19 protein-coding genes are annotated in these 23,886 nt (G+C 49.0%); 10 read left to right on the top strand and 9 right to left on the bottom strand.

Going from position 1 to position 23,886, the window contains the following annotated elements; translation table 11 throughout:
• Window positions 1-45: 45 nt before the first annotated feature.
• Both MHI15_RS30420 and MHI15_RS30415 read left to right on the top strand, forming a co-directional pair.
• Window positions 46-1,611: a glycoside hydrolase family 43 protein gene (locus MHI15_RS30420; RefSeq protein ID WP_076308249.1), complete on the top strand. Its 1,566-nt coding sequence runs from the start codon at window positions 46-48 to the stop codon at window positions 1,609-1,611.
• 19 nt (window positions 1,612-1,630) lie between these two features.
• Entirely contained in the window at window positions 1,631-3,085 is a 1,455-nt protein-coding gene (locus MHI15_RS30415) for a glycoside hydrolase family 28 protein (protein ID WP_341165241.1), read from the top strand.
• Between the two features lie 7 nt (window positions 3,086-3,092).
• Here MHI15_RS30415 and MHI15_RS30410 read toward each other — a convergent pair whose 3' ends face one another.
• Entirely contained in the window at window positions 3,093-3,974 is an 882-nt protein-coding gene (locus MHI15_RS30410; RefSeq protein WP_076179655.1) for a helix-turn-helix transcriptional regulator, read from the bottom strand.
• Between the two features lie 73 nt (window positions 3,975-4,047).
• Here MHI15_RS30410 and MHI15_RS30405 point away from each other — a divergent pair, with 73 nt between their 5' ends.
• Genes MHI15_RS30405 through MHI15_RS30395 form a run of 3 tightly spaced genes read left to right on the top strand, consistent with a single transcriptional unit; the run spans window position 4,048 to window position 7,152 of the window.
• Window positions 4,048-4,938, top strand: coding sequence for a pectinesterase family protein (locus MHI15_RS30405; protein WP_076191130.1), 891 nt, complete (start codon window positions 4,048-4,050; stop codon window positions 4,936-4,938).
• The gene (locus MHI15_RS30400; protein ID WP_256716071.1) at window positions 4,913-5,977 is read left to right on the top strand and encodes an alpha/beta hydrolase family protein; all 1,065 of its coding nucleotides are present in this window, start codon (window positions 4,913-4,915) and stop codon (window positions 5,975-5,977) included. The genes MHI15_RS30405 and MHI15_RS30400 overlap by 26 nt, the downstream gene beginning before the upstream one ends.
• 47 nt (window positions 5,978-6,024) lie before the next feature.
• Complete coding sequence (locus MHI15_RS30395; RefSeq protein WP_076278570.1) at window positions 6,025-7,152, top strand: glycoside hydrolase family 88/105 protein; 1,128 nt, start codon at window positions 6,025-6,027, stop codon at window positions 7,150-7,152.
• Window positions 7,153-7,219: 67 nt separating this feature from the next.
• Here the strand turns inward: MHI15_RS30395 and MHI15_RS30390 are convergent, their stop codons facing one another.
• Together MHI15_RS30390 and MHI15_RS30385 are read right to left on the bottom strand one after the other, a co-directional pair.
• Entirely contained in the window at window positions 7,220-7,540 is a 321-nt protein-coding gene (locus tag MHI15_RS30390; RefSeq protein ID WP_076219911.1) for a cupin domain-containing protein, read from the bottom strand.
• Between the two features lie 26 nt (window positions 7,541-7,566).
• The gene (locus MHI15_RS30385; protein ID WP_341165240.1) at window positions 7,567-10,107 is read right to left on the bottom strand and encodes a heparinase II/III domain-containing protein; all 2,541 of its coding nucleotides are present in this window, start codon (window positions 10,105-10,107) and stop codon (window positions 7,567-7,569) included.
• Between the two features lie 236 nt (window positions 10,108-10,343).
• Between MHI15_RS30385 and MHI15_RS30380 the strand changes: the two genes are divergently transcribed.
• The 5 genes from MHI15_RS30380 (at window position 10,344) to MHI15_RS30360 (ending at window position 17,067) form a co-directional block, all read left to right on the top strand.
• Window positions 10,344-11,240 (top strand): carbohydrate ABC transporter permease, encoded by an 897-nt coding sequence (locus tag MHI15_RS30380; RefSeq protein WP_038569654.1) that lies wholly within the window; start codon window positions 10,344-10,346, stop codon window positions 11,238-11,240.
• A gap of 90 nt (window positions 11,241-11,330) precedes the next feature.
• Window positions 11,331-12,149 (top strand): carbohydrate ABC transporter permease, encoded by an 819-nt coding sequence (locus MHI15_RS30375; RefSeq protein WP_076125141.1) that lies wholly within the window; start codon window positions 11,331-11,333, stop codon window positions 12,147-12,149.
• A gap of 45 nt (window positions 12,150-12,194) precedes the next feature.
• Window positions 12,195-13,964 carry a cache domain-containing sensor histidine kinase gene (locus MHI15_RS30370; protein WP_341165239.1) on the top strand — a complete coding sequence of 590 codons (1,770 nt, stop codon included), beginning with the start codon at window positions 12,195-12,197 and terminating at the stop codon, window positions 13,962-13,964.
• Complete coding sequence (locus tag MHI15_RS30365; RefSeq protein WP_076124876.1) at window positions 13,942-15,588, top strand: response regulator; 1,647 nt, start codon at window positions 13,942-13,944, stop codon at window positions 15,586-15,588. Before MHI15_RS30370 ends, MHI15_RS30365 begins: the two co-directional genes overlap by 23 nt.
• Before the next feature lie 93 nt (window positions 15,589-15,681).
• The gene (locus MHI15_RS30360; RefSeq protein ID WP_076124878.1) at window positions 15,682-17,067 is read left to right on the top strand and encodes an ABC transporter substrate-binding protein; all 1,386 of its coding nucleotides are present in this window, start codon (window positions 15,682-15,684) and stop codon (window positions 17,065-17,067) included.
• A 77-nt stretch (window positions 17,068-17,144) separates the two neighbouring features.
• Here MHI15_RS30360 and MHI15_RS30355 read toward each other — a convergent pair whose 3' ends face one another.
• Genes MHI15_RS30355 through MHI15_RS30330 form a run of 6 tightly spaced genes read right to left on the bottom strand, consistent with a single transcriptional unit; the run spans window position 17,145 to window position 23,829 of the window.
• Window positions 17,145-18,275 carry a YheC/YheD family endospore coat-associated protein gene (locus MHI15_RS30355; RefSeq protein WP_076124880.1) on the bottom strand — a complete coding sequence of 377 codons (1,131 nt, stop codon included), beginning with the start codon at window positions 18,273-18,275 and terminating at the stop codon, window positions 17,145-17,147.
• Window positions 18,257-18,775 carry a GNAT family N-acetyltransferase gene (locus MHI15_RS30350; RefSeq protein ID WP_076124882.1) on the bottom strand — a complete coding sequence of 173 codons (519 nt, stop codon included), beginning with the start codon at window positions 18,773-18,775 and terminating at the stop codon, window positions 18,257-18,259. Before MHI15_RS30350 ends, MHI15_RS30355 begins: the two co-directional genes overlap by 19 nt.
• Window positions 18,776-18,801: 26 nt before the next feature.
• Window positions 18,802-19,914, bottom strand: coding sequence for a YheC/YheD family endospore coat-associated protein (locus tag MHI15_RS30345; RefSeq protein ID WP_076124884.1), 1,113 nt, complete (start codon window positions 19,912-19,914; stop codon window positions 18,802-18,804).
• Window positions 19,911-21,284, bottom strand: a complete 1,374-nt coding sequence (locus MHI15_RS30340; protein WP_036683976.1) for a YheC/YheD family endospore coat-associated protein — start codon at window positions 21,282-21,284, stop codon at window positions 19,911-19,913. The genes MHI15_RS30345 and MHI15_RS30340 overlap by 4 nt, the downstream gene beginning before the upstream one ends.
• Window positions 21,285-22,451: a YheC/YheD family endospore coat-associated protein gene (locus MHI15_RS30335; RefSeq protein ID WP_076301307.1), complete on the bottom strand. Its 1,167-nt coding sequence runs from the start codon at window positions 22,449-22,451 to the stop codon at window positions 21,285-21,287.
• A 10-nt stretch (window positions 22,452-22,461) separates the two neighbouring features.
• Window positions 22,462-23,829, bottom strand: coding sequence for a YheC/YheD family endospore coat-associated protein (locus tag MHI15_RS30330; protein WP_076124889.1), 1,368 nt, complete (start codon window positions 23,827-23,829; stop codon window positions 22,462-22,464).
• Window positions 23,830-23,886: the final 57 nt, after the last annotated feature.

Below are 23,886 nucleotides of genomic sequence, written 5' to 3'. Positions count from 1 at the left end.
TTGGTGGTGCTTACATTTGAATTGTTTTGAGGAGGATTACTTTTAATGAGAACATTCCGCAATCCAGTGCTGCCGGGATTTTATCCTGACCCTTCCGCTATCCGTGTTGGTGAAGATTATTATCTTGTGACTTCAAGCTTTGAATTTTTCCCAGGCGTTCCTATCTTCCACAGCAAGGATCTGGTCAATTGGCGCCAGCTTGGCCATGTACTGGACCGCCCGTCCCAGCTCAATCTGGATCACTCGATTCCCTCCATGGGTATTTGGGCACCGACGCTCCGCTATCATGAGGGAGTTTTCTATATGATTACCACTTTTATTGACAATGACAAGAACCAGCATAATTTTTATGTAACAACAACCGATCCGGCCGGAGACTGGTCTGACCCTGTATGGCTGGAGGATGCACCCGGTATTGACTCCTCTTTGTTCTTCGATGAAGACGGCAAGGTGTATTATACCGGCAACCGTGTTCCGCCGGAAGGGCAGGATTATCCGAAGCATATGGATATCTGGCTGCAGGAGATTGATCTCAGCCAAGGGAAGCTAATCGGTCCGAAGCATAGTATTTGGCAAGGCGCACTCAAGGTAGCTCATGCGCAAGAGGGACCGCATATTTATAAGATCGGCGCTTGGTATTACGTGCTGATTGCCGAGGGCGGAACCGGGCATACTCATGCGATTACGATTGCCAGAAGCAAGAGTGTGACCGGTCCTTATGAGGGCCATAAAGCCAATCCGATTCTGACGCATCGCCATCTTGGCAGAGCGTATCCTATTGTTAATGTGGGTCATGGAGAGCTTGTGGAGACTCAGCATGGTGACTGGTGGATGTTCTGCTTGGCTTCACGAACCAGCGGTGGTTATTACCGCAATCTGGGACGTGAAACCTTCCTGACACCGGTAATCTGGGAGAATGAATGGCCTGTGGTCAATCCTGGCAAAGGAGTGCTGGAATTTGAGACGGAGGCTCCGGATTTGCCAGAGACAAAATGGCCGGAATTGCCTGCGCGCGATGAGTTTATAGGTAATGAGCTGGCACCGATCTGGAATTTCCTGCGGACACCGCGGGGTGAATTCTGGAGTCTTACCGACAAGCCTGGAGTTCTGCGGCTTCGCCTGAAGCCAGAACGGCTCTCGGAGATTGCCAATCCATCTTATATCGGTAGACGCCAGCAGCATTTGAGCTTCAGAGCGGCAACTGACATGACGTTTAGTCCCGCTGCAGAAGGGGAAGTAGCTGGTCTTGTTCTCCTCCAAAATGCGGATCACCACTTCCGTTATGAACTGGGGCTAGAGGCAGGCGAACGTGTATTACAGCTGATTCATCGGATGGGTGGCAGCGAGCAGCTGCTGGCGTCAGTGCCCTATCTACAGGATCAGGTACAGCTTAAGGTGGAAGCCAGAGGACAAGAGTATAGCTTCTATTACAGAGCTTCTGAAGCCGCAAAGTGGACAGCCTTCTGTGAACGGACGGATGGCAGAGTGCTCAGCACCGATCTGGCCGGAGGATTCACAGGAGCATACCTCGGGATGTACACAAGCTCTCAAGGCGCAAAGAGCGAAAGCTATGCCGATTTCGACTGGTTTAGCTATGAAGGACTTGAGTAATAGGAGGAGGTGAAATTCAATGAGCAGCAATCTTGTAACTAACACGTATCCGATTCCCGAGCTTCCCCAGATTCCCGAACGGACTTTTGCAATCACGGATTATGGGGCAGAAGAGGGGGGATTAACGCTATGTACCTCTGCTATTCAGGCTGCACTGGATGTCTGCGCTTCGGCGGGAGGCGGAAAGGTTGTTATTCCCGCTGGCATCTGGCGCACAGGACCCCTTACTTTACGTAGTCGAATTAATCTGTATGTAGACAAGGGAGCGTTGGTGCAGTTTGACCCTGATCATACCTTGTATCCGTTACTTTCTTCCCATTATGAGGGGAATGCCGGCTGGCGCTGTCAGGCTCCGCTCGATGGAGAAGCTTTAAGCGATGTGGCAATAACCGGTGAGGGGATATTCGACGGCAGTGGCGAAGGCTGGCGCCCAGTGAAGCGGTTTAAGATGACCGAGAAGCAATGGGAGCGTTTGATCGAATCTGGAGGAGTGCTTGATCCGCAGGGCGAAGTATGGTGGCCTTCCCGGGAAGCCATGGAAGGTGAGGACTTCTGCCGGAAGCTGTGGGACAAGGGAGAAACTAGTATGGAGGCTTATCTGCCTGCTCGTACGTATCTTCGTCCGACGTTGCTTAGCCTGCGCAATTGCCGGCGGGTGCTGCTGGAAGGGCCGACCTTCCAGAATTCACCTGCTTGGTGTCTTCATCCCATTGGCTGCGAGCAGATTACCGTACGAAATGTTCAGGTACGTAATCCTTGGTATTCGCAGAACGGGGATGGCCTTGATTTGGAATCCTGCACGCATGCTCTAGTTGAGCACAGCAGCTTTGATGTGGGTGATGACGCCATCTGTCTCAAGTCAGGCAAGGATGAGGAAGGCCGTAAGTGGGGAATGCCCTGCCAGTATATTACCATCCGGAATTGCACGGTATATCACGGACATGGAGGCGTTGTGATCGGCAGCGAGATGTCCGGAGGTGTCCATGCAGTTCGAGTTAGTGACTGCCTGTTCATCGGCACGGACATCGGCCTGCGGTTCAAAAGCACCCGGGGAAGAGGCGGTGTGGTGGAGGATATTTTAATGGAGAATATCAACATGACTGGCATCATCCATGAAGCTGTATCCTTTCATATGTTCTATGCAGGGGTTGAAGGATCGGAAGGGTATGACGAGCAGTTATTTTCGGTTACAGAGGAGACTCCGCAATTTCGGAAGATTACCCTGAAGAATATTGTGTGCCATGGTGCGGCAACCGCTCTACTGGTTAACGGGCTGCCGGAGATGCCGCTTGCTGATCTAACCATCGAAAAATTCCACGCAGTGAGTGATCGGGGAATTGTGCTGCGGCATGCCACGGGGCTCACGCTGGATCGTATCCGGTTGCAGACTTCGGAAATGCCGAAGATAACAGCGCATAGATGCAGCCACGTCACGCTCACTCATTCCGAAGATTTAACGATTACAGATAGATAAAAAAATTCTATGGATGATGGAAATCCGTCTTGAACTTCCGTGGGTGTGACCTTGCTTCTTTTCGGTATTGGAGCGGGGTCAAACCGGTTGATTTTTTGAATGTTTTATTGAAATGGGAAAGATGTTCAAATCCGACAGCGGAGGCGATCTCCTGGATTTTGCCTGTAGATCCGACAAGCAGCCGTTCGGCTTCCCTTACGCGGACATGAACGATGTATTCCCGAAAGTGAAAACCCGTCAATCGGTGAAATACACGGCTCAAGTATGAAGGACTAATGTAAAAATTACTCGCAGTCTCTTCCAGAGTAAGGGCCTCACGGTAGTGATCACGGATATAGGTGGCTACATCCGTTACTAGATGATGGAGCGGGTGTTTCGTCCCTCCAGCTTGTGAGATACTCTCTGAACGCTGGAGGAGAATCATCAGCTCGGAGAATAAAGCGATTACGCTGGTTTCGTAATACGGGCGCTGCAACCGGCATTCTTCCAGCATCCGGTTCATTAGGATTTCCGCTTCGTCCTGCTCGCGCAGGGTCAGCTTGAACAAGCGGTACCCGCGGTCATGAAACCAGATGGCTTCATTCTGCAGGGATGGCGGTAGAAGAGCAGGATCATAGTTGATCAGAATCCGCTCGAATTCGGCTACTTCCGAGCTTGCTGTGGAATGAAGCTCCCGGCCGGAGATAAGAATAAGTTCACCCTTATGAACCGTAATGACTCGGTCGTCCACAAAGTATACCCGCTCCCCTTGTATCAGATAGTACAGCTCGGCTAAGTCATGGCTGTGGGGACGTGGCATAGCAGTGATGCCTTTTCGTTTCATATGTTGGATGCTGTAGCGGTCTTCTTCAATATGATATTTGTGATTGGGGCTAGTCAGGCTAGTCATAATTCTCTCCTTCTCTTACGAAGCGTTACGGTTATTATAGAATAAACTCAGGTTGATAGGAAAGGAGCCGCAGATGTTAATTACAGTCTCTAAGAGTGTCGACGAAGGATTCAGTAGTCTACAGGCAGCGTTGGATTCAATTCCACAGGAACACAAGGAAGAAGTGACGATTCGTATCAAACCCGGCATTTACGAGGAAAAAATTACAGTGAAACAGGGAACGCCTCCGGTTCTGCTACTGGGGGAAGACACGAATTCCACCATCATTACCTGGTCAGACAACGCGCACACTTTAGGTCCGGACGGAGAGCCGATTGGCACGTTCAAATCCGGTACCCTGAATGTATTCGCTGAGCATTTCACCGCTGAAAATCTGACCATTCGAAATGCATCAGGTCCCGGCACTGGTCAGGCGGTGGCTGCTTTTGTTGATGCTGGTCATGCTGTATTCCGGCGTGTACGCCTGCTGGGTGATCAGGATACTTTGTATACAGGGCAAGGAAAGCAATATTATAACGAATGTTACATTGAAGGCGATGTGGATTATATTTTTGGCGCGGCTACGGCTTTGTTTGAACGTTGCCGGCTGCATAACAAACGTTCCAGAGGATATATTACAGCCGCATCAACGCCTGAAGGCGCACCGTTTGGTTATGTATTCCTCGATTGTGAAATTACTGGCGGTCAAGGTGTAAGTGAAGTGTATCTTGGCCGACCTTGGCGCCCTTATGCACATGTGGCTTTTATCCGCACGGTCATAGACAGTTCGATTATCGGCGAAGGCTGGCATAATTGGGGGCAGCCGGACAGGGAGGAAACTAGCCGCTATGAAGAATATGGCAGCAGTGGACCGGGAGCCAATCCCGAAGCCAGAGCTGCATGGTCACGGCAGCTGATTCCACAGGAAGCTGCGGAGTATAGGGTGCTGACCGTGCTTGATGGCTGGCATCCTGAAGGATATTAAGGAAGGAGCACTTCGGATGGAGCCTCTGGAACAATACATGAAAGAACTAGCTGGTTCAGCTCAACGCAACTCGGCTTTCAGCAAAGACATACCCTTTCAGCAATGGCGTGATGAGCTTAGCACAGCATTTACGAAGCGGTTAGGTGGCTTTCCAGAAATAGCTGAGGAGCTGCAACCGGTTCTGCTGGAACGAACCGTCTGCTCCGGGTATACCCGTGAACGTATAGAGATAACTACCTATGAAGGGTTGCGCATGCCGCTGTATCTTTTGATCCCGGATCAGCCGTTCTCTACCCCTGTTCCTGCCGTTCTTACCATTCATGGACATGGCTATGGAAGCCGGGAGATCGTAGGCTTGAACCCGGACGGATCGGATCGGCAGGGAGATCCAGGGCTGCACAAAGACTTCGCTGTTTCACTGGTAAAACAGGGCTTTGTAGTGGCAGCCCCGGAGCTGCTCGGCTTTGGGGACAGACGATTGGAAGAAGACCTAACAAGCGGGGAGCCTGGACGTAATTCCTGCTTCCGCCTGTCATCCGCATTGTTGATGGTTGGGAAGACAATGGCCGGCTACCGTATCTACGAAACCATGCGGGCACTGGATTATTTGCAGACAAGAAAAGAAGTTAAGGATGAACGAATTGGAATTATGGGTATTTCCGGCGGGGGACTGGTGGCTGGCTTCACAGCTGCACTTGACGAACGAATCGCTTGTGCGGTCGTAAGCGGGTATGCCAATACTTTCGCAGACAGTATTCTGACACGCAATCATTGCCTTGATAATTATATTCCAGGGATTTTGCTGGAAGCGGAGATGCCTGACCTACTGGGCCTCATTGCCCCTCGTGGCCTGTTCCTCGAATCGGGAGATGCTGATCATCTGTTTGGCCCGCGCGGAACAAAATTAGCTTTAACCCAGTTGCAGACGATTTACAGGTCGGCGAATCATATCGGACAGGTAGAAGCGGACTTCTTCACCGGAGGTCATGAGATTCATGGTGAACCAGCCTTTGCCTGGCTGCGCAAGCAGCTCAACTGAGCATAAGATTAGACTTCATATGGATGACAAACGAAGGAGGAATAAGGATGTCTATAACTGAAGCAACAACCGTTCGCTTGTCCAGTAAAATCGCGAGTACGATTCTTGGAGGGTGCAACAAGCAGGGAGAGCATGAATATGTGCTGGAAAGATGGGCTTATGTTCCGGGCATGCTGCTGATGGCAATGGCCCGGGCGGGTGTTCAGCTCGACCAGCCTGAGTATGTCTCCTTTATGGAGCGGCATATGGACACATTTATTGGAGAGGATGGTTCCATCCGTACCTACAGGCTGGAAGAATACAATCTGGACCAGATTAACGAGGGGAAAAACCTGTTCTTGCTATACCAGAAAACCGGAGAAGAACGGTATGCTGAAGCAGCCCATTTGCTGGCCGCACAGCTTATTGGACATCCCCGCACCTCCGAAGGGGGATTCTGGCATAAGAAGGTATACCCTTTCCAGATGTGGCTGGACGGGCTGTACATGGCATCGCCATTCCTAGCGGAATACGGCAAGGTTTTTCAACGACCTGAACTGATTGACGAAGCGGCGCATCAGCTGCTGCTGGTTGAGCGGCGGACCCGTGATCCACGGACCGGTCTGCTCTATCATGGCTGGGATGAATCCAAAGAGCAGGAATGGGCTGACTCGTCTACCGGATTGTCCTCTCATTTTTGGAGCCGGGCGATGGGTTGGTATGCGATGGCTGTGGTTGATTGCCTGGAGCATTTTCCGCTCACTCATCCGCAGCGGGGGACGATCATTGGCATTTTCCAGCGGATGTGCGGCGCGCTTCTGGAGGTTCAAGACAAGGAGACTGGCCTCTGGTACCAGGTGTTAGATCAAGCGGGGAGAAAAGGCAATTATCTTGAAGCTTCCGGCTCGTGCATGTTTGTTTATGCGATGGCTAAGGGACTAAGATTAGGTTATCTGGAATCCTCTTTTATAGAGGCGATGTTGCAAGGGTATGAAGGCATTTTGACGCATTTGACTGAAGAGGATGAACAAGGTGTGCACTTGCACCAGATCTGTCATGGAGCGGGTCTGAGCAAAGACCGTAATGGCTCATACGATTACTATATCTCTGAGGACGTATTGTCGGATGTGCCTATGGGCGTCGCTCCATTGTTATTAGCATCACTTGAGGTGGAACGGTACCAAGCTGAAAAATAACAGAAGCCCAATCATTCCCTCTGAAATGGAATGATTGGGCCTTTTTTTGCTGCCAGATATATATTTATTAGCGTTTCAGCAGATCCTCGCGGATAGGTGTGAAGACATCGAGCAGCGCAGAGTCTGCTTCCAATGCGGTTACACCGTGCTTTGCATCTGGCGGTATGGCAATACTTTGCCCCGTGGTTACCTTATGCTTCTCGCCGTCAATACGAAATTCAAAGCTTCCACGCAGACAGTAGCTCATCTGCTCGTGAGGATGGCTATGCTCATAGCCCTCGGCTCCCTTTTCGAAATGAACCTCCATCATCATCAGACTGGCTGCAGCGTTCAAGATACAGCGTTTAACTCCCGGTTCTGCTGGTTCCCATACTCCAAGATTGCTCATGTTCTAATCTTCCTCCTTGTATATAGTTATCGGGGCATGGCGATGTGAATTCTGCCTGCCTCAATTCTTAATTGGGTTGCTTCAGGTTGCCCGGATGTTGACTCAGATTCTCCGAGCAGCCTAAGCGGTCCGGGACCCGGAACAGTAACAAGGTGTTCCTCCTTGGTGCCGTTGATGGCGGCGATAAACCATTTTCCATCCGTACGGGATATCCTGTACAAGCGTACTCCTTCGACAGCCTCTTCATAATCAAGCTGTTCAAGCTGTAGTGAAGAAGCATCTTCTGTCCGGGGATGAAGCAGAATGACGTAATCGCTTGTACCACCATAAACACGGAAATGTTGCTGCTCTGCCAGCGGATAATTCCCGGCGACAGCGCCTTCTCCCACTGTAATCACTGGAAGTTCTGGTTCGGCGATATAAGCGCTTAGGTGCTTGCCGTTCAGGCAAGCTGCATCAATGGATTGCTCCATTATACTTGCATCAGTACTGAGTGTATGCAGATTCCAGACGCTGTTCGATGCTCCCTCAATTCGATCCCATATCAAGTAGACGTTAAAGCCTGCTTTAATGAACAAGAAATTCCGCTCATATTCTCTGGCGTTAGCCTCTGGAATAAGACTGCTGGCATGATCTAACTCTTCTGAAAAGCGTACTTCCTTGCATGTGCTTTGCAGTGGGCCATTGGCAAAATTTCCGAATGAATCGGTAAATTGAACAACATTATGAGCTGCGCTGGACACATACCAATGCCGATCTCCGTTATAGTAACCTCCCGTTCCAGAATCAAGGGTTACTGGAACACCATCTGCCCAGATGGAGAAGTGCCCTTCATCATGATGAGCGTGATAAGTCAGCGGAGAAGCCTCGTAGATTGCATAATGCTGAAGGTTCTGTTCTCCGTTGCGGAAGATGACATAACCGATATCGGGATAATGTACGGAGTCGAGTGCAGGCCTTTGTTCTGCTAAATCGGGCTGTGGATATAACAGCGCGACCAGAGGCAGAGGAAATGCGCCATTATCCTCAATCGGTTCTCCGCCGTGCTTCCACGTCCAGAGCATTTCCCCGGCAAGCTGGGGGTCTTCGTCCATATAGAATGGGGCCGCATATCCAAGCAGGCGAAACCATTTTTCCTGCACATTGGCATCGCCGACCGCTGGTGTAAGCAGGATGGGGGAGCCAGAAGAGCCGCCTTGAATAATATCTGGTGCAGTCACTGTTCCGATTAGGAAACGGTACATGCCCTTTACCTTCTCATGCTTGAAATAATCAATGCCCTTCAAACGCTTTAATAGGACGAAGAAGAGAAAATAGCGATGCAATACTGCGCCATGGTAGCGAATATTTTCTGGCCATGCGCCGTCTGAATCCACCACTTCTGCCAGCTGCCAGTTGATGACTGAGAGGGCATGATCAAGATATGCCTCACTTTGTTTTTCATTGGGAAAGAGGAGGGCATATACACCCAGTCCGGTTGCCCGGTCGGCATTCCAATTACTGCGTTTTCCCCCCTTTTCATCTGGGAAGGTCTCCAGATCAAACCGGTAGTAGTGGGTATCCATCATCATGTCTGCGATATAGCGGAAATGAGCGAGAAGTTCGGTTTCTTCTCCAGTGAGGAATACACTGCTGCCAGCAATCTGATCGTAGATTACCGAAGCAGCAGCGAGCCCCCTCCCGATATGCACCGCGCCGTAAGTATCATCGTCATGCCAGCCGTCTCTACGGAAAATATCCATGCCTACCCGCATATCGGCAAGCATGTACTGGAGCTTTTGCTTGGCTCGAACCGCAAATTTACTTTCACCCGTGGTCATATACATATTGGCGTCCGCTCCTGTAGCCTCCAGCAGGTAGGCCCAATTGGTAAGCGTCGGCCGATTAAAAAGCGGGGAGAGCAGCTCAGTTCCCAATGGCTGCCCCGCAGCATTTAGAAAATGGACCCAGATGCAGATTCCTTCGCCTAGAGGAGCTTCCAGACTGAGCACCGTCTGCACGCTGTAATGATCACCTTCGTATACAGGTATGGTCTCTCCATAATGAAGGATTGTCAATCCTTTCACTTCCTCATTACTGATGCAGATACATTGCAAATCGTCTGCCAGACTAGCGCCAGAAGGGGTTACACCAGATGGCTGGAGACCCTGCTGCCAGCTGGCCAATTTCTCTAGATATACTGTGCTTCCGTTTTCTCGGTCTTGACTCCACCCCAGCATCCCAGATTCTAGACCGCCATTCGCTAGTTCAACCGGCAAGCCAAGCTGCGAATGAGTCAGACGCAAGCCCCCGATGCGCGCCGTGCCCTTTCCCCGAATCTGTACAGAAAGCTTGAGGAAGGCCGTTCTGGGAGGGGTTTTAAAAACAAAGGGTTCTACCCGGAACACCCCGAGTTTATGGAGGGGCGCAGCAGCTTCTCGGCTGGCAAATTGTTCAGACAGCTGTTGTTGTCTTTCGTACTCTTGCCGGACCTTGGGAAGCTGTTCGATTCTAAGGCGTATGCCCTCCAGCTCTCCTTCGGTATAACATCCGAAGGGGCGTGTACCGCCACCATATGCTGAAATCATCGGTAGTTCTAACCTCCTTGTAAAGTAGTCATGGTTCGTGGGTGAGCTTTCTCTTAATTAGTATAAACGTGGCTTTACGAAGGACGGGATAGATAAACAAATGAAGGAAAGGGGACAAAGCAACTGAAAAAGTGAAATTCTCCCCCAAGCGCAGTCGCTTTCTCCCTAACCGTTACGAACGGATAGAATTATCATTAAGGACATAAGCTTAGTCCAATGGACAGGAGGAACAATAAATGAATTTATCAAAACGTCAAATTAACGCCTGGACCTTCGTTGCTCCCAGTTTGATTCTGACGCTGGTTTTTGGAGTATATCCGATCTTTTGGGCTCTGAAGTACATGTTCTATGATTACCAGGGTTTCGGCGAACCCTTGTTTATCGGGCTGGAGAATTTCGAGCGCTTATTAAGGGATCAGGAATTCTGGAAGTCAGTGGTCAACACCTTTATCTACGCTGGAGGCAAGCTGCTCATTACCTTGCCATTATCATTTTTACTGGCGGTTGTCCTCAATCGTGCTTTGAAAGGGCGGCAGCTGCTAAGAGCGATTTACTTTATGCCGACCGTAATCAGTGCTTCGGTTATGGCCATCGTATTCTACGTTATCTTTAATTCATACAATGGGATGGTTAACCAGCTATTGGTCGGCTCTGGAATTATTTCCGCTCCGATAGATTGGCTAGGGCCCAAATATGCCTTACTAACAGCTATTATGATTGCGATATGGGGGGCTATCGGTAACTATATGCTGCTCTTTATCGCTGGTTTACAGAACATTCCTGAGGATCTCTATGAGGCGGCATCTATAGATGGAGCTGGACCTTTCAGAAAAATGTGGAACATCACCGTTCCCATGCTCGGACCTGTATTGCAAATGATCATTATGCTCGCTATTACCGCCTCCCTAAAAGGCTACGAGAGTATTATGGTGCTTACCGAAGGCGGTCCTTATGGCAAGACGGAAGTTATGTACCTGTACCTGTATAAGCTGTTCTTCCCTGTATCCAGTGGAGGTACAAGCATTCAGCAATTTGGCTACGGTAGTGCGGTTGGTTTTGCCACAGCAGTTATTGTAGGTCTGATTACCTTAGTCTACTTTTATGTATCTAAAAAGCTAAATGATATCTATTAAAAGAGAGGAGAATGAACAGTGAGTACATTACATGCGGAGACGAAGAACACTTCGGTCCAGCCTGTCCGGTCCTTCAAGACCCGAGCGGTGCTGTCCCGGACCTTGCTGTGGATTTTTCTACTTATAGTGGCGGCTTTTGCGTTGTTTCCGATTATTCTGGCTTTTTTCGGATCCCTTAAGACCAATCTGGAGTTGACGACAGGAACCACCTTGCTGCCTAAGTCATGGCAGATTGGAAACTACGCGCAGGCTTGGAATTCGGCTAACTTTGCCCGCTTTACATGGAACAGTGTGTTTATCAGTATCTTTACCACCTTAGGCACTCTATTCATTGGAACGATGGCCGCATATGCGGTAGCGAGAGTCGATTTTTACGGGAAACGTATATATGTTGTAATTCAGTCCTGCACGCTGTTTATCTCGATCGGTGCTGTGGTGCTTCGGCCGCAATTTGACCTTATGGTAGCGCTTAATCTACAGAAATCGTTATGGGGTGTCATTATTATTCTGATTAGTGCGCATGCCACGGCATTTTTTATGTTGATTGGTTTTGTACGAGCGATTCCGAAGGATCTGGATGAGGCTGCTTTTATTGACGGCTGTAATTTCTATAGCGTATACTTTCGAGTTATCTTACCGCTTCTGACGCCCGCCCTTGGAGTCACGGCGCTCTGGACCTTCCGCGGAGCATGGAACGAATATATTCTGCCGCTGGTTTTTACCATGACACAGCCAAAATTACAGACACTCACCGTAGGGTTGGCGGGGCTAAAATATGGTATCGGCGATGCGGCGCAACCTCAATTGATGCTCGCGGGTGCATGTCTGTCCATGTTGCCAATGATTGTTGTCTATATTTTCGCTAATAAATCGTTCATGCAGATGACAGCTGGCTCTGTAAAGGGCTAAATTCGGGGCGGGCTTCGGACAGCTATTCAAGAAGGATGTGAATACATGCTGAAGGCCTGGGTTTATCGTACCTCTTTGAAGAAAAGAATATGGCTATCTTTTACCGCACTGACGGTATTCTGTATTTCTGTCACCGGTTTATTGGCTTACTCCATCGCTTCTCGGGCGATGGAGCGTAACTCTGTCGAGTTAAATCAAAATGTGCTGACTCAGTCAATCAATGTCCTGGACCAGAAGTTAAAGCAAATCATTGTGGCTTCCTCCACGATGATGTTGAGCGAAGCTTATCAGCAGACCATCCGGGATATTAAAGCTCATAATATGGAACGTTTTTTTGCCAATTTTTCTATGCTGCAAGCGCCCTTCACGCAGGTAGAGTTGACGGAAAACTCCATTGAATCTATCTTGATCAGTACGCCGGACGGGGATTTCTACTCTACCAGCAATCAGCGCAGAACTTTGACCCCGTTTCTAGAATCTTCGCTGTATCAACGGATTAAGGAGAAACCTGAATCCAATTGGGTGGAGAGTCATCGGGACGAGCTATTTGCCGGGAAACACCATGTTATTTCCCTAGTCTTGCAGCCGCTTACAGACAATTATGTCCCTGATCTATTTTTGATCGTTAATGTAAAAGAGGACATTCTTGAAGATACTGTAAGTGGAGGCGGGAGTCTTGGCTCCGCACGTTTTTTACTGATCAATAAAGAGGGAACAAGCGTCTTCGGAGACGGGAGACGTCCGGAATGGTCTCGGGACTCTGTGTTTTTGGACAAACTGAGGGAAGCAGACCGGGGTAATTTTGAATATTCTGCTGGGGATGGGCCAATGCTGCTCAGCTATGCCAGTTCAGGGTACGCAAAAGACTGGGTGTTGGTCAGCTACCTGTCCAAAAAGGAACTGCTGCAACCTGTTCGGAGTATTCAATGGCTGGTGTTGATGATCATGGCGGCATGTATCGTCATCGCGCTTTTCCTTGCAAGGTATCTGTCCGCTTTGCTACTGGGACCGCTGCTGAAACTGCAACGGACGATGTCTCGTGTTGAGCAAGAGGATCTCAGTGCACGCTTCCAGAGTCCTTTCCAGGATGAGATTGGGGAGGCGGGACGCAAATTTAACCAGATGTTGGACCGGATTGGTGAGTTGATTGCTGAAGTCAAGGATACAGAAAAAGAAAAGAGAAAAGCGGAGATCAAGGCGCTTCAGGCGCAGATCGAGCCTCATTTTTTATATAACACATTAAACACGATTTTCTGGAAATGTGAGATGGATGAATATGAAGATGTGAAACAGATGGTCATTTCGCTGTCTGCACTGTTTCAGCTGGGACTGAACAACGGGCAGGAAATTACGACCTTAGGCAAGGAACTGGAACATGTCCGCCAGTATCTAAACCTTCAGCAGCAATGTTATGAAGGGTTGTTTGACTATACAATTGATGTCGGAGTGGAACTGCTGGAGCTTCCTGTATTGAAAATTATTATTCAGCCCTTGGTGGAGAACTCAATCCTGCACGGCCTTAAGGAATTAAGGGGAGGGGGAGTGATCCGGATCTCTGTAGAAGTAGCCAAAAACACACTGCTCATCCGGGTTACCGATAACGGAACCGGCATGAATGCGGAGAAACTCAATGCCTGGCTGAAGGAGCCGAACGGCAGTGGAGGCTATGCTCTGTCTAATATATGTAGCCGACTGCAGCTGTACTACGGCAAAGAAGCCGGATTGGTCTTTCGAAGCAGTCCGCGTGTTGAAACCGAAGCTGTTCTATCCATTCCTGTGGAAGGGGGAATAAATCCTGAGCGCCCATTCAATTAAAATATGTATTGTTGATGATATTCCTGCAGTGGTCCGCGGATTGTCGCAGCGGATTCCTTGGGAGGAACATGGGATTGTGATCGCGGCCACCGCGGCAGACGGGGAAGAAGGTCTGGAGCAGATCCGCAAGCATCGTCCTGACATCGTATTGACGGATATCCGAATGCCTTTTAAGGATGGTTTAGAGATGATGCGGAGCATCCAAGCCGAGCAGCCAGGCATCAAACTGATTTTTTTGACGGGTTATTCTGATTTCACCTATGCCCAGGAAGCAGTTAAGCTGGGTGCCTTTGATCTGATTGTAAAACCGTATACCAAGGTTCAAGTGCTTGAATCTGTGTTGAAGGCCAAAGAAGTGTTGGAGCGGGAACGCAGTCAAGCTGAGCAGATGATGGGCATGGAACAAAAGCTGCGCGAGAGCTTACCTTATTTGCGTCAGGAATATATGCGTCTGCTCATCCGTTATGGAACTAGACAGCAGCACTTGAGCCAGCAGTGGGATTTTTACAATATCGAGATGAATAACTATAATTTTTGCGTGATGGTAGCGGAAGTGGATTTTTTTGTGGAACGTACATCAGAACTTACGGTTTCCGAGGTGGAATTAATCCGCTTTGCCGTACAGAATATTTTGGAAAATACAATATCCGAATACACTCGGGGCATTGTTTTCCGGGAAAATGTGAATCAGTTCGTTATTGTGATGAACCCTCTGGCGGAGCCGAATATGGAGCAACTTGCAGAGAAATGCCGGGAAAATGTACATCGGTATACGTACCAGACGGTATCCATTGGACTGGGTGGAGAGGTGGAGGAGGTAGGGCAGCTTTCTGCTTCCTATGCGCAGGCGCTGTCTGCACTTGCGAACACCTTTCTGAACGGTGGGAACAGCGTGTACACCTATGTTGAAGATGCAGTCGTGAATGCCGCGCTACCCAGATACTCATATGACAAGGAGAAAGAATTGCTTTATTGTCTGCGTTCGGCGAATTTACCCAAAGCAGAGGAGCAGCTGGATCATATTTGGCATGATTGGATTACTGCACCGGCAACGCCTAATCCGTCCATCGTTAAGACGTTATGTCTTGAACTGGCTCATTCTATCCATCGGATTTTCTCGGAAAAAGCAACGGATTCGGAAGTTAAAACTCTGGAAAATAAGCTTGCAGACATGAGCAGTGCAGTCTCTTTTGAAGATCTTAGCCGCCAGATTCGGGAATTTTGCCGTTTGGGCTGTACGTATTTGCAACAACGCCAATGCAGTGACGCGCGTATGCTTGTGGATCGGGCCATCACTCATATCAATGGAAATCTGCAGCGAAATCTATCCGTCGCGGACTGTGCACGGGAGGTGCATCTTAGTCCTAGCTACTTCTCCAATCTTTTTAAAAAGGAGACGGGAATGACACTCGCCCAATATATTATCGGGAGACGAATGGACAAAGCCAAGGAGCTGGTGCTGGAAGGCATACAGGTTCAGGATATTGCCATCTCTTTGGGCTATGAGGATCGACCCTATTTTACAGAGCAGTTCAAAAAATACACCGGAATGACGCCGACTGACTTTCGTGCAAAATATACCTTGCCCAAAGTGGAGGGAAACAGTGATTTCGTCTCCCATTGACAGTTGTTTTCTCCTTCACTGATAAAAGGGCAGTGGAATTATAATTTTCTTAAGAAATGAATGCGATTTCAAAAGAAAAGGGAGGCATTTTAGATGAAAAGAAATAAATGGATATTAGCTGGGGTTTCGCTGATGCTGGCTGGCTCGTTGGCCGCCTGTTCATCATCCGAATCTAATACGGAGGTAAGCAGCAGCAATACAAACTCCGACAAAACAAAATTGGTCTACTGGACCATTGATCGTCATGATTCTGATTTTATTGAGCAAAAGATCAGCGAGTATGAAGGTCTTAATCCCAATATCGAGATTGAAATGAAGGTTATGGCAGAGAACTATACGCAGTCGGTGGATATTGCCTTCTCCAGCATGCAGGCGCCTGATATTCTCCGGGTGGATACTTATAACGTGCCAACATGGGTCAAAAGAGGGTATCTGGAATCTTTTGATAGCTACATTTCACCAGAGATGAAGAGCCGGTTCGAGAACGTACTTATCAACGAGAAAAATACCGTTGACGGCAAAATATATAGCCTTCCCAATATCGGTCAGTTCTGGCGCCTCATCTATAACGTAGATTTGTTCGAGAAGGCTGGCATTACAGAGCCGCCTACCACACTCGCAGAGATGGTCGAGGATGCCAAGAAAATTACGGCAGCGGGAAAAGATATAGGCGCTTACGGCTTCGCGGGTAATTTCAAAAGTACCAGTGGATTTGAGCGTATCGCTTATCCAATAACAACACTTAGCAAGACTAAGGGCACAGAGGGCTTCGACTTCCAGACCGGGCAATTTGATTTTAGCGTCTATAAAGAGGTTGCTGAGGCGCTGCGGCAGATTAAGGTGGATGGAAGCATGATGCCAGGATCGGAATCGCTTGATATCGACCCGCTGCGTGCGCAATTTGCTCAAGGCAAGATCGGTATGTATTTCAACCATTCCGTTGAGCCGACGGTCTACAAAACCCAATTCCCAACTGAAATTCGCTGGGCAGCTGCGATTCCTCCAACCATTGACGGGGAGCAGAAGGGTGTCAGCCAAGTTATTGCAGGAAGTTATTTGGCTATGAGCAAGGATTCGAAGCATAAGGAAGAAGCTTGGAAGTTTATTGAATGGATGTACAGTGATGATGTGCAGATTGCTTACCAGGAAGCAGGGTATGGGGTTTCGGTTATCCCATCGGTTGCTACTGTTGCCAAGGCACCAGACATTGCAGGAATTGAAGATTTTCTGCCTACGAAGTTAGACGGGATTTATCCAGCGACTCCGATGGTTATCAGTGAGGGACGTCTGGAAGGACTAAAGAAGGTTGATGTCTTCAATAGATACATTTTTGGTGGTGGAGATTTAGATAAAGAGCTTCAGGACTTGAATACTCGCTATAATGCGGCACTTGAAAAAGCCAAAGCCGCAGGTGACACCGATATCGAAGCACAGCCGGACTTCGATGCAGGTTCCCTGCAGGGATCATTGGCCAAATAAATCGAAAAAGACGCCTCTTAGGCTCCGTATTAATACGAGCTAGTGGCGTCTTTTTTTGATGACTACTATGATAATTTTTATTCCTCAGTCGTTTTAGCTGTGCTCGGGGTTCCTTTGTTATTGTAGAGCCACAGCGCGTATTCTAGAGGGCGAATCAGGGCTTTGCGGTATGTGGTTCCGTCACCTGATCTTGCGAACACTTCACGGGCGGGCTTGGGATTAACCTCCAGCACGTAAATTTTACCTTCGCGATCAATGGCGAGGTCCAATGCAAGCTCACATAAGGCTCCGTAACTTTCTTCCAAGAAGGCTGCGGCATCAAGGCCCAACCTCTCGGCAGTCTTCATGACCTTATCGGTTTTATCCTGACTGCCCAGCCATTCCTTCAGCAGCGTTTCCGCTCGAACGGCATGACCACCGCCATGAAGATTGGAGGTTACACTCCGCGCTGCACCGACCCGTGCTGCCATACCTGTCAGTTCCCAGACACCTTGCCCATTCTTTTGAACGAGCATCCGGTAATCATGGAAACGTCCGCCCGGCAGACGTAATGGGATCCCCTGTTGGATAAGGAAACGTCCGCCGATACACCATTGCCGTACGATGGAATCCAGCCGAGTAGAAGAGACTTTACGGGTGGGAATGATTCGGCGATCCTGGCGACGGCCTTGAATATCATATACCCCACGCCCATCCTTCATTTTCTCAATTCTGAGAATGCCACGTCCGCCTGTGCCGTTTGCCGGCTTGATATAGACTACTGAATTGGTTTTCAGCATCCGGCGCAGGTCGGCAGAGGACTGATAGAGTAAAGTTTCTGGCATATGCTGCCGGAAACGGCTTTTTTGTGAGAATGTTTGGTGAATGGTCCATTTGTTGCGCAGTGGACGATTCAGAAATAACAGATGATTGTAGCGTTCTCGGAAACGAAGCAGTTGCTGAAAGCGTGAGCTGCGCTGAATACGGCAACGGTCATAAATCATGTTCGGAAAAGAACGCCATTTGCGTGACCATTTTCCGCTCTTGGGATCAAAGACAAGGGCATGGATCTGCTCTTTGCTGGGATGAACATCCATGGGGGTAAACACAAAGACATCCAAGCCAATTCGTTTGCCCTCGACGATCATTCTCCGGTACACGGCCTTTTCTTCAAGCTGCTTGGCTTCGTTAATATATAAAGTAAGAATGCCTAAGACGGGCTCTGGCACAGGAGTTCACCTTCTTGTGGAGAAATAGTAGTGCTGCCGGTATGATGGGGTGACCGGAGCAGTAATGTTGGCTTGCCGGTAGGACCAGTGGTAAGTGTGTCGGCAGCAAGGCCGATATTGAAGCACATCTTTAGGCTAGCAGTATTGTCGCAGGCAACACTGCATTGCAGATGCCCGAGGCGTTTCAGCTGGGCAGCCATTAAGGCAGTGCCGGTATGTCTATTCCGGTAGAAGGGGTGCACAGCGACAAGACAGGCTTCTGCACCGAAACCGGATACGAAGCTGACTCCTGCAAGCTGGCGCCCATTCTGACCGCGTACGGTAGCGACAAGCAGCGAGATACCCGGCTCTGACAACTGATCCGGTGTTAATCGGGCCAGTACTTTGCAAGCTTGGTTTGTGATTCGCTTCTCCCCATGCGCTCTTATAAACTCAAGCAGTCCAGCCAGCCGTGATTTCCACTGCTTGGCATTTGTGTCATAGATGGAGGATATCTGCATGCTGTGTCACATCCTTTTAATGATTTCTATTTAAACTGGCGCGCTAAATGCTGGCCGTAGTGAAAGATTCGCTCTAGGGACAGCTTGCGGATCGCGGGTTCATCAAATTTCATCGGCCGGGAGTTGGCCTCAAAGAACCAGAGTCCCCCATTCTCATCTACACCCAGATCCATCGACATCTCTCCGAGCATAGAATCAGAAGCTCTTTCAATTTGTCTAGCGATAAGAAGGGCGGTTGTAGGCACGCTCTTCAGGATCATGGCTGCTCTTTCGGTTCCAAATGTACTTTCCAGCATGCTGGCAGGCTCTTCAATACTACCGCCGCGTGGTACATGTGTCGTTATACTTCGGGCACCGGCGAGGCGTGCACCTATGCCAGTGACTCCCCAGCCGCCTCTGCTGTTTTTTTGCAGAAGCACCCTCAGATCAAACGGTCTTCCCCGATGAGTCGCCAGTTCAATAGCCTGCTGCACAATATAACGAGAGATTCCTTTTTCTTTTCCGATTCTTGCCCAGAGCCGGTCCATGGAAGCTGCTTTGTACGTCACATTTTTTTTGCCGCTTTGAATTTGGAGCCGGTAAGGCAAAGCGGTATCTGCACGATATTTTAAGCGCATAATTCCTTTTCCTGCTTTGCCATTCTCTGGTTTAAGGTAGAGGCTGGTATGCTGGTTCAGCATGGCAGTAAGGGTGTTTGCACTGCGTAATCGTCTCGTTTTTGGAACATGCTTTGAGGTGGAGTGCGAACCTCTTAACCATTCGAACAGACTCCATTTATTGAAAAAATATGGATTATATAGCTTAATGCCTGGATGTTCCAGGCATTGAGCTATTTTACGTACCACAGCAGGTTTTTCCTCATCCTCACGGGTGGGAATTCGGTTATAAATGATTTGTGGAAGAGGTACAGGAATGCTGTACCAGATTTTACCGCTGGACGATGGGACATATCCGTTCACCATCCGTTCCTCAAGCTTGAGGTCACGGACAGTGATGACGTAGACAAGAAATCCCATTTCTTTGCCTGTGCGAATAATGTCCCGGAAGTTGCTGCGGTTGCCATTAAATTGCCGTACTTTATCGCTGGTTGTCAGTATGGCAATAACAGGTTTTGTATCTTCCGGATTATGGGTGCTCACATCTCATCCCTCCTGCGGAATTTGCTGAGGTATAGACAATGCTCCAGAATGTGCTCGATGGAAGCTTTGCCCTCAGCGCGCAGGGAAGGGTGACGGAAGATGGAACGACCTGGTTTGGCGTTGGCCTCGAACATCCAGATGTCTTCATCCTGATCAATTCCGAGATCAAAGCCAATTTCACCGAGCAAATGACGATGCTGGACTTCTAGTGATTCTGCCAGCTTGATGGCTGTAGTCTTTGCACGCTGCAGTACTTCATCAGCTCTTGCGCCGAATACACGTCCGAGTGCTTGCTGAGGTGTAAGCAATGCTCCTCCATTTTTAAGGTGAGTGGTGACACTGCCACGGCCGGCTTTTTTAGCGCCTATGCCGACTACAATCCACTGATTACTGCCGTTTTTATGCATATGGAACCGGAAATCAATCGGGCAGCCATCTATTTCAATGAGACGTATTCCCTGCTGAACTATATAATTTTGCAGATTTTGACCGTGACGCGAACGAAGCATACGCATAAGGGCTTCAAAGGTGGTAAAGCGTAAAAGAACGTTTTTTCCACCGCGGCGGTAGCGGGCAAAATACCCCTTTTTCGGGAGATAGGTAAGCCGATAAATGCCGTGACCCAGACTTCCCGCAGAAGGTTTATAGTATACAAAATGATGGTGATCCAGCATTTCTCTCATTTTTTCCGTGGACGGATTGCTGTGGGTTTCAGGTACATATCGATTTGCCGCCCCATCATTTTCTAAAAGCTTATAGATATCGGATTTATTGAAAAAGCTCCAGTTAAAGTATGGAATTCTTTTCCGCATAAATCGTTCGCGAAGTTGGTTGATATAGGGTGAGGTCTCAGCTCTCCGACTGGGCAATCGATTATAGACAACATCAGGCAGAGGGACCATTTTTCGTTCAAACTTACCGCTTGAGGTCAAAAAATATCCATAGACCTGTTCCTGTTGCCAGTTGATGTCACGCGGCATAAAGGCAAATATATAACATTTGTTGCTGCCTTCCCGCAGCAATTGCTTGATGAACCCTGTGCGAGAACCGAAGGGCTGAGACGAAGAAGCAGGACCATCGGACAATATGCCAACTAAAGGTCCTAGCTGCACCTCGTCATTCTGTAGATTGCGTAAATAGACACCGCCCGATTTCGGAACCTTGATAGCGCTTTTTACGCCTGAGGCGAGATATAGGTGATTTCCGGCGCGCTTGATGGGCTTGATCATGGTCGGGGTGGCATCTTTACCGAGCCTTAAGCGTATATTTTTTTTCCCCGTTAACTTCAAGCTTTTCATCAGTGCACCTGATACATATACAACTCTTTGGGGCTGCTTAGTGAAATGCACATTGCAAAAAGTGAGACTCATTTATGAATCCTCCTTAGGAACCATTGTTATCATTCTCCCGTTTGTAACGGAGCTGTCCGTAGATAGGGATGGTATCCGTCGTTGTGTGAGCAGTAGATGGCGCGCATAAGACAGTGGATTCTCGGCGGCGAGCTTAGCAGCCCGGCGGTCGCCCGTCAGCCGGAATACCGTGCGCCCTGGCTTGGAATTTGCTTCTAGTAAATGAATCCGACCGCTCGAATCAATACCGAAATCAAGGCCGAGTTCTCCAAGCCTGCCGCATGCAGCCTCCAGTAGGGGAGGCAAGTATGCAGCTTCTGCAGCAAGCTCACGCATGATGTCTTTTCCACCCTGACCATATTCAGCAAGCAAAAAAGGCAGGGGTGAAACAGCTGTTCCGCCGCCATGCAGGTTCGAAGTCAGCGAACCTTGGTTACCCAGCCGTACGGCCATGCCGGTAAGAGTCCAGCGACCAAGGCCATTCTTTTGCATCAATACACGCACATCGAACGGTTGCCCCTTACTATTCGTTAGGTGCAGGAAAGGCTGTATAATATAGCGGCGTGAGCCGATAAATTCATGAATCCAGTTCAGTCCTTCAGCCTGTGAGTCGAAAACATATTGAAAGGGTGTATTTGTACCGTCACGCCCTCGAACTCTCATACCTCTGTTTTGCAGTATGGCATGTAATGTACGTTTGCCATGGGTGCCGGCCTTGGGTTTTAGAAAGACTCCATATTCTCTTTCAGCAAGCATTGTACTTAACCTGCGGGTACCGGTATAGAGTACAGTTTCCGGCAGTATTGCCGCTGCTCTCCGGTCGCGCTTCAATATCTCATGTACACCCCATTTATCTGGCAAACCTCGAGACCAAGGCAAGGAACGATGAAGAGTAGAGAGAGCAGCGGAAGCTTCTTTTCTTTCTTTAGGACCTTCGTAAAAGCAGCGATTATAGACAATATCTGGCGGTGAAGAAGTGGTATTCTGCCAGCTTCCATCTTTCCAGGTATAGCCGGTAATGGAGGACCCGTCTGCCGCTACTCCGTCTGGATGAAATACGAGGACTTTTAGGCTGTATAGAGGAGCTGCCCGGCATAAATGACTGCAAAACTCTGGCTCGGCGATCGGTGGATTCCCGTTGCGGCGGCCTGTCATAATGCCGAGGAACCCCACTTCTGTTTCAGTCATCGTGTCCTCCTTATAAACCGGCCAAGTAACGGCAATATAAAATCATTTGCTTGACGGACGGTCTTATTTTTTGATCGTTTAACGGTGTATTATCGTTCTTGGAGGGCTTGGAGTTAACCTCTAAGAGCCATATTCGTCCTGATTGATCCAGTGCCAGATCGATTCCGAGCTCTCCGAAATGAGCGGGGATAAAGGTTTCGACCCCTCTTGCAATGGCAAGTGCTGCTCTGGGCAGCTGAAGCTGAACGTTTTCTTTTGCGCCCGGAGGAAGACTGCTCTTGCTAACCGCTTCTTTTACAGTGCTGAGACTGCCACCTCTAGCTAAATTAGACACGAAGTGATTGCTTCCGGCGGTGCGGGCGACAATGGAGGTAACCCCCCATTTTCCGCTGCCATTCTTCTGAACAAGTGCCCGGAAATCTACAGGCCGCCTTCCTAGCTCCATCAAAGGCAATCCCTGCTGAATCTGGTATCGAGTAGTCTTCATTTTGGGAGCGATGGACTGGTACAATTTAGCGAGAGTGGTGTAGCTTTGCTTGCGTGTACCTATGGAGGTAGTAGACAACAGACGGTAACCTCCGCCTTCTTCTTTAGAGATACGAAGTATGCCTTTGCCGAGACTGCCTCGTACAGGTTTCAAAAATACACTTGGGTAATGGCTGCACATCTTCTTCATTACGGCAAAGCCGTTCAACGCATGCGACTCAGGTAAATACCGCTGCAGGGAAGGGTCTTGCGCTAAAGCTTCAAATACCTCTGTCTTGTCAAGAAATTTTTCGTTGAAGAAATGCGTTCCATATCGTGATTTTACATCCGCCAAAAAATGCTGTACGCTAGGTTTATTCTCCACCTTTCGCGTCGTTAACCGATTGTTGATTACATCGGCAATGGGCAGACTCATTTTTCTCCAACCCTCGTTGTATACCCAGCCCTGAATGGAAGAACTGCGTGTTTCCAGCGCTTCCGGGGTAAAGAAATATACATAGGCGCCTTGTGTGTGGCAGGCATTTGTCAATTCCCGGCAGAACATGGTAATGGGTCCAAACAACCTGTCGAGATTATCTGGATGGTCACGACTGACGAGCACGCCGATCAACGGTCCAAGCCGCAAGGTGCGGCTTACAGAGCTGTAAGAAACGTTGAGGGTTTGTCGGTGTTTCCATCCGGTCCGCTGCGCCAGTCCTTCGCTTACACGCAGGATGTCGGATTTGGGAGCCGAGATAATGGTAACCTCCTGCCGGAAAGAGCCGAATGCCAGCTGGAGTGTTCCGTGAGACGGGATTTTGAGTCTTTTCATGGATTTTTCGCCAAGCATTATAGCGTTTTCCTGCAGGATGCCCGAGTTGACCGTATGGACCGGGATCTTGAATTGGGACATCGTGGATCTCCTTCCGGTAGGCAGCATGATGCCGGCAATTTGGTAGCTAAGGGTTAC

It is taken from the genome of Paenibacillus sp. FSL H7-0918, assembly GCF_038007025.1.
GTDB lineage: Bacteria > Bacillota > Bacilli > Paenibacillales > Paenibacillaceae > Paenibacillus_AQ > Paenibacillus_AQ odorifer.
This window is presented reverse-complemented; position numbering and strand designations above follow the sequence as displayed.

Bases quoted from the DNA above. Each gene is read 5' to 3' on its own strand.
- MHI15_RS30390 (WP_076219911.1), bottom strand. From the start codon at position 7,540: ATGAGCAATCTTGGAGTATGGGAACCAGCAGAACCGGGAGTTAAACGC.
- MHI15_RS30380 (WP_038569654.1), top strand. From the start codon at position 10,344: ATGAATTTATCAAAACGTCAAATTAACGCCTGGACCTTCGTTGCTCCC.
- MHI15_RS30400 (WP_256716071.1), top strand. From the start codon at position 4,913: ATGGCTGGCATCCTGAAGGATATTAAGGAAGGAGCACTTCGGATGGAG.
- MHI15_RS30370 (WP_341165239.1), top strand. From the start codon at position 12,195: ATGCTGAAGGCCTGGGTTTATCGTACCTCTTTGAAGAAAAGAATATGG.
- MHI15_RS30405 (WP_076191130.1), top strand. From the start codon at position 4,048: ATGTTAATTACAGTCTCTAAGAGTGTCGACGAAGGATTCAGTAGTCTA.
- MHI15_RS30340 (WP_036683976.1), bottom strand. From the start codon at position 21,284: ATGAGTCTCACTTTTTGCAATGTGCATTTCACTAAGCAGCCCCAAAGA.
- MHI15_RS30350 (WP_076124882.1), bottom strand. From the start codon at position 18,775: ATGCAGATATCCTCCATCTATGACACAAATGCCAAGCAGTGGAAATCA.
- MHI15_RS30330 (WP_076124889.1), bottom strand. From the start codon at position 23,829: ATGTCCCAATTCAAGATCCCGGTCCATACGGTCAACTCGGGCATCCTG.
- MHI15_RS30385 (WP_341165240.1), bottom strand. From the start codon at position 10,107: ATGATTTCAGCATATGGTGGCGGTACACGCCCCTTCGGATGTTATACC.
- MHI15_RS30420 (WP_076308249.1), top strand. From the start codon at position 46: ATGAGAACATTCCGCAATCCAGTGCTGCCGGGATTTTATCCTGACCCT.
- MHI15_RS30360 (WP_076124878.1), top strand. From the start codon at position 15,682: ATGAAAAGAAATAAATGGATATTAGCTGGGGTTTCGCTGATGCTGGCT.
- MHI15_RS30415 (WP_341165241.1), top strand. From the start codon at position 1,631: ATGAGCAGCAATCTTGTAACTAACACGTATCCGATTCCCGAGCTTCCC.
- MHI15_RS30410 (WP_076179655.1), bottom strand. From the start codon at position 3,974: ATGACTAGCCTGACTAGCCCCAATCACAAATATCATATTGAAGAAGAC.
- MHI15_RS30335 (WP_076301307.1), bottom strand. From the start codon at position 22,451: ATGACTGAAACAGAAGTGGGGTTCCTCGGCATTATGACAGGCCGCCGC.
- MHI15_RS30395 (WP_076278570.1), top strand. From the start codon at position 6,025: ATGTCTATAACTGAAGCAACAACCGTTCGCTTGTCCAGTAAAATCGCG.